Source organism: Streptomyces sp. SID10853 (assembly GCF_010548145.1).
Classification (GTDB): Bacteria; Actinomycetota; Actinomycetes; order Streptomycetales; family Streptomycetaceae; genus Streptomyces.
On record NZ_JAAGLN010000337.1, the window covers coordinates 1 to 5,636 of the forward strand.

Here is a 5,636-nt window from a genome sequence, read left to right on the forward strand (position 1 = left end):
CGGCGGCTTTCCCGGTGGCCGCCGCCGCGGGGGGTGTGGTGGCCGGGGCCAGTACGGTGGCGCCCGCGAGCCCGGCGGCTCCCGCGAGGAAGCCGCGCCGGCGTACCCCGTCCGCGGCTCTGCCGGGGCCGAGGTCGTTTCCGGTGCGTGCCTCCTGTCCGCTGCGCAGGTCCCGTGCGGTGCTCATGTCCTTGCCGGTGCTCATGTCCTTGCCGGTCCTCAGGTCCCGTCCGGTGCTCATGTGCGGTCCGCCTTTCCGGCCGATGCGTACAGGTCGCTGAGGTAGTAGTCCTTGGCCTTCGCCGCCTTGGGCAGTTCCTTCATCTGCACGAAGAGCTCCGAGAGCCGGTCGAACCAGCCGTCGACCGTGCCGTTCCCGCTGAGCTTCGTCAGCTCGGCGGAGGAGAGGATCTTCACGTGGTCCGTGGAGCCCTTGAGCTGCGCCGCGGGGAGCCCGAGGAAATCGGCGGCGACCGTCTCCGACTCGGCCGGATGCCGGGCTATCCAGTCGTCGGCCTGCCGGAGGACTCCGGTCACCTTCTTGACGAGCGCCGGGTTGCCCGAGGCCAGCTTGGGCTGCGTGACGAAGACATTGGGGAAGGTCAGCTCGGGGTAGTAGTCCTGGGTCCTGCTGATCTCCTTGAGGCCGAGCACCTTCTTCTTCATCGTGTCGATGAGCGGGTACCAGGTCGCGGCTGCGTCGACCTGGCCGGACGAGAAGGCCGTGACGACGGTGGAGGCGTCCATCACGACCTTCTGGACGTCGGTGGGCTTCAGCCCCGCTCTGCGGAGCGCCAGGTTGAGGATCATGTCGCCCGATGTGCCCTCGGCGACAGCGACTTTCCTGCCCTTGAGGTCGGCCGGTTCGGTGATGCCGGAGCCCGGCCGGGCGATGACCCGGTCCGCTTGGCCCAGCATGTTGACCGAGATGATGGAGGCGCGGCCCGACGCGGGCAGCCAGAGGGCTCCCGGGCCGAGGTACCCGAAGTCCAAGTCGCCCGAGCCGAGGGCCTGTACCTGGAGCGGGCCGTTGGTGAAGACCTTCAGGTGGGGTGTGAGGCCCGCCTTCTTCCAGAGCCCCTGTTTCCTGGCGACGGCGAGCGCGGCGGATCCGCTGTAGTCGGCGATGTAGCCGAAGGTGATGGTGTTTCCGTGGCCCGACGCCGCCGGTGAGCCCTTGCCGCAGCCGGACGCGGCGGCGACGAGCAGCAGAGCGGTGAACAGGCCTGCGGTGCGGCGCCCGACGGCGCGGATTCTCTTCACGGGGCGAGTCCTTCGAGTGGGGCCGGCTGATGGTGCACGGCGTGCCACACCTGGGCACGGAGTTCGGCGAATGCGGGCGAGAGCCGCTGTTCCTCCGTGCGGGGGTAGGGCAGCGTGACGGGGATGACGGTCTGGATCCGTCCGGGGCGCGCGGCCATGACGACGACGCGGTTGCCCAGGTAGACGGCCTCGTCGACGTCGTGCGTGATGAACATGACGGTGCGCCGGTCGCGGCTCCAGGTGTCGAGCAGTGACTCCTGCATCCGGACCCGGGTCAGCGAGTCGAGGGCGCCGAACGGCTCGTCCATGAGGAGGACTTTCGGATCGACCGCGTAGGCGCGGGCGATGGCGCAGCGCTGTTTCATTCCGCCGGAGAGGGTCTTGGGGAGCGCCCCGGCGAAGTCGGTGAGCCCGACGAGCTCGATGACCTCGCGGGCCCTGCGCCTCCGTTCGGCCTTCCCGACTCCTGCGACCTTGAGGCCGTACTCGACGTTGGCCGTGACGGTCATCCATGGGAAGAGCGCGTACTGCTGGAAGATGACGCCGCGTTCGGGGGCGGGACCGCGGACGGGCACGCCGTCGACGGTGACGTCGCCGCCGGTCGCTTCGGTCAGTCCGGCCGCGATGTTCAGCAGCGTGGACTTGCCGCACCCGGACGGTCCGACGACGGTGACGAACTCACCGTCCTCGATGTCCAGGCTCACCCGGTCCAGGGCGAGGAAGTCGCCGTCCTTCACCGCGAAGTTCCTGCTGACACCGGAGAAGTTGATGGTGGGCATGGTTACCTCCGTTCCTGCCAGTGGGTGAGCCTTCGCTCGGCGAGAAGCAGCAGCCGGTCCATGACGAGTCCGATCGCTCCGATGGCGATGAGCTGGACGAAGATGGTGGGCAGGTCGTAGTAGAGCTGCGCCTGCTGCATACGGAAGCCCAGCCCGCCCTGCGCGGCGATGAGTTCGGCGGCGACCACGGTGGCCCAGGAAGCGCCGAGCCCGATCCGCATGCCGACCAGGATGAACGGGGCCGACGCGGGCACCACGATGCCGGCGAAGACCTGGTGGTCGCGGGCGCCGAGTACCCGCGCCGCGTTGACCAGGGTGACGTCGACGGCGACGACGCCCTGGAAGGTGGAGACGACACAGGAGAGGAACGACGCCAGGAAGATCACAAAGATCTTCGGGGTTTCGCCGATGCCCATCAGGACGATGGCCAGCGGGATGATCGCGAGCGGCGGCACCATCCGGAAGAACTGCAGCCACGGCTCGATCAGTCTGCGGACGACGGGGTACCAGCCCATCAGGAAGCCCACGGGTACGGCGAGTACGACGCCGATGACATAGCCGATGAGGACGCGCTCCAAGCTCGCGCCGGCGTCCGAGAACAGGGTCCCGTCCTCGATGAGCTGTCCTGCCCGCCGGGCCACGGCGACGGGCCCGGGAAAGCCGTCGATGCCGCTGTTGGCGAGGACGACCCAGACGATGAGCCCCAGCGCGGCGGAGCCGGTCCCGAGCAGTACGGAGGTGACCCGGCTCGCACCCCGCGGCCCACGCCCGCGCTCTGCAGCCGCGGCGCCTTTCGGGTCACGCGTGGCCGGTGCGCCGGGGACACCGGCGGTGCCCGGAGTACCGGGGACACCGGTGGTGCCCGGAGTACCGGGGACACCGGTGGTGCGCGGAGTACCGGGAGAGTCGGGGGAACCGGGAGCACCGGATCCGGGGAGCAGTTTCTCCTTCACGCGACTTCCTCCGCGACGCCGTCGACATCGGGTGCGCGGTCGCCGCCGATGTCGGCCATGTAACTCATCCAGCTGTAGGCGGGATCGCCGCGCCGCAGCAGCTCGCGGTAGAGGCGGACGGTCAGGTCACGGCGGACGTCCGCGTACGACGGTGCCTCGTACACGTTGTGCAGTTCGTGCGGGTCGGTCTCCAGGTCGTACAGCTCGTGGACGCTCTCCGGGTTGTGGACGAGCTTGTACCGCCGGTCACGCAGCATGCGCTGCGCGTACGGGAAGTGGTGGCCGTGGAATTCGGCGACGATCTCGTCGCGGGTGTCCCCGGCGGGTTCGCCGTGCAGCAGCGGCAGCAGGCTCTGTCCGTCGCACTGGCCGGGCTGGGGCGCTCCGGCCAGTTCGAGGATGGTCGGGTTGAGGTCGATGAGGTTGGCGAAGGCGTCGCAGACCTGGGCGGGGGCGCCGGGCACCCGGGCGATGGCGGGGATGCGGTAGATGTCCTCGTACATCGCGGGGCCCTTGTCGTTGAGCCGGTGGGCGCCGGTGAACTCGCCGTGGTCGGCGGTGAAGAAGACGGCCGTTCCGTCGCGCAGACCGTGCTCGTCCAATGCCGCCAGGAGTCTGCCGACCTGGTGGTCGATCATGGTGACGTAGCCCCAGTAGACGGCGATGAGCTTGCGCCAGGCGGCGGCGTCGAACCCGTCGGACGACCAGTACGCGCTGTACTGGCGCTGTACTTCGGGCTTGCCCGCGAAGGTCTCCGCCATGGAGGCGGGCAGCGGGACGTCGTCGGGGTCGTACATGTCGTAGTAGTGGCCGGGGATCAGATACGGCAGGTGCGGGCCGTACCAGTGGCAGGAGAGCATGAACGGCCGGCCGGTCGCCTTCCAGTCGGCCGCGTACCGGTCGAGCAGTCCGAGCGTCCGGTCCGTGAGGAACGCCTCGATGGTGGCCTCGGGCGGCTGCTGGAGGCGGCCCGCGATGAGGTGGCCGCGGCCGGTCCCGTTGGCGGCCCGGCCGAAGACGGGCTCGGTGACGGCGAAGGGCGGAAAGCCGTTGTCCTCCAGCCACTTCTCGTACGAGGGGTGGTGGACGGGGTTGAGCGCACCGGGCAGGTGCTCACCGTCCAAACCGTAGAACTCGGGGCCGCGCTCGCGGCCGATGTGCCACTTGCCCGCGTGGCCGACCTGGTAGCCGTGGTCCATCAACTGGCGCCAGAGCATGGGGCTCTCGTCGTCCAGTTCGTCCTTGCTGCCCCCGTTGCGCTCGGGGTTGTTCAGCATGCCGTGGCGGAACGGGTGGAGGCCGGTGGCCAGGGAGGCACGGGCCGGTGTGCAGATCGCGGTGGGCGTGTAGAAGCGGTCGAACCGGGTGCCGCCGGCGGCCAGGGAGTCCAGGGCCGGGGTCTTGACCAGCGGGTTGCCGTAACAGCCGAGGGTGTCGACCCGGTGTTGGTCGGTCATCAGGAACAGGACGTTGCGCGGAGCCATGGGCTGGCTGCCCTTCCGGTGGAGTCGTTCGGGACGCGTGTGCGGTGTGCGGGGTGCGGGTCTGTCCAAGTGCCGGTCCGTGGAGCGCCGGAGCGTGGTCTGCGGTGGGGCCGTGGTGGGAATCGGAGGTCTGACGGCAGGCAAGTGACCGGAACTGTAGGGACGCCGGGATTTTTACGTCAACCCTCGGGAATAAACTGCGTGTTAATTCTTCCGACGCGTTGACAGAAACAGTCCGACCGGCGGACCATGCGGTCATGGGAGAACCGACCGATGCCCTGCAACGTCTGCGCAGGGCCAATGAAGCCGCCGTCCTCGGCGAGCTGCGCCGCTCCGGCGCCCTCAGCCGCGGCGAGCTCAAGGCGAGGATCGGGCTCTCCCGTACGACCCTGTTCGCGATCGTCTCCGACCTGCTGGCACGCAAGGCGATCGTGGAGCAGCCCGCCGCGGACTCCGAACTGCCCCGTGGCCGCGGCAGGCCCGCCCTGGAGATCTCGCTCAACGCCCAGGGCGCCGAGCTGATCGGCATCGACCTCCAGCGCAACCGGATCCACGTGATCATCGCCAACTGCGCCCATGAGGTGGTCGGCCGCTACAGCGCCCCGCTCCCCCTGGACAGCGGCCCCGCCGAACGGGCCGCGCAGGCGGTCGCGGCCGTCGAGGAACTGGTGCGCCGGGAGGGGATCAGCCTCGCGCCCGTCGAGGGAATCGGGCTCGGTCTGCCCGGTTTCGTCCAGAACCCGGCGTCCGGCGACCCGGACCGCAAGACGCCGTTCGCCCAGCACGTGGCCGCGGCGCTCGGCAGTCACTTCGGTGTTCCGGTCGCCACGGAGAACAACTCACGTCTCGCCGCGCTGGCAGAGGTCACCTGGGGCGCGGCCAGGGGCCGTGACAACACGGTCTTCCTCGCCTGGTCGGACGGGGTCGGCGGCGGGCTCGTCGTGAACGGTGACCTGGTGCACGGCGCCCATGGCGCGGCCGGCGAGATCGGCCACACCAGCTGCGATCCCGAAGGGCCGCTCTGTCACTGCGGCGGCCGGGGGTGTCTGGAGGGCGTCATCCGGATCCCGGCGCTGCTGGCCGCCTGCGCGGAGCGCGGTGTGGCGGCCGGGGACGCGGCCGGGCTGATCGCGCTGGCCGCCGAGGGGCAGCCTGAG

6 protein-coding genes are annotated in these 5,636 nt (G+C 69.9%); 1 reads left to right on the plus strand and 5 read right to left on the minus strand.

Annotated features, from left to right (window positions below):
* The 5 genes from G3I19_RS33940 to G3I19_RS33960 all read right to left on the minus strand — a co-directional run.
* Nucleotides 1-241 (minus strand): hypothetical protein (locus G3I19_RS33940; RefSeq protein WP_203600944.1); only part of this gene is annotated, 241 nt, incomplete at its 3' end.
* Nucleotides 238-1,263: an aliphatic sulfonate ABC transporter substrate-binding protein gene (locus G3I19_RS33945; RefSeq protein ID WP_164267551.1), complete on the minus strand. Its 1,026-nt coding sequence runs from the start codon at nt 1,261-1,263 to the stop codon at nt 238-240. The genes G3I19_RS33945 and G3I19_RS33940, both read right to left, overlap by 4 nt.
* Complete coding sequence (locus tag G3I19_RS33950; RefSeq protein WP_164267552.1) at nt 1,260-2,042, minus strand: ABC transporter ATP-binding protein; 783 nt, start codon at nt 2,040-2,042, stop codon at nt 1,260-1,262. Before G3I19_RS33950 ends, G3I19_RS33945 begins: the two co-directional genes overlap by 4 nt.
* Nucleotides 2,043-2,044: 2 nt before the next feature.
* The gene (locus G3I19_RS33955) at nt 2,045-2,995 is read right to left on the minus strand and encodes an ABC transporter permease subunit (protein ID WP_343235291.1); all 951 of its coding nucleotides are present in this window, start codon (nt 2,993-2,995) and stop codon (nt 2,045-2,047) included.
* A complete protein-coding gene (locus G3I19_RS33960) occupies nt 2,992-4,479 on the minus strand; it encodes a sulfatase-like hydrolase/transferase (RefSeq protein WP_164267553.1) in 1,488 nt (495 codons plus the stop codon). The genes G3I19_RS33955 and G3I19_RS33960 overlap by 4 nt, the downstream gene beginning before the upstream one ends.
* A gap of 257 nt (nt 4,480-4,736) precedes the next feature.
* Between G3I19_RS33960 and G3I19_RS33965 the strand changes: the two genes are divergently transcribed.
* On the plus strand, nt 4,737-5,636 hold a 900-nt coding region (locus G3I19_RS33965; protein ID WP_164267554.1), incomplete at its 3' end, for an ROK family transcriptional regulator.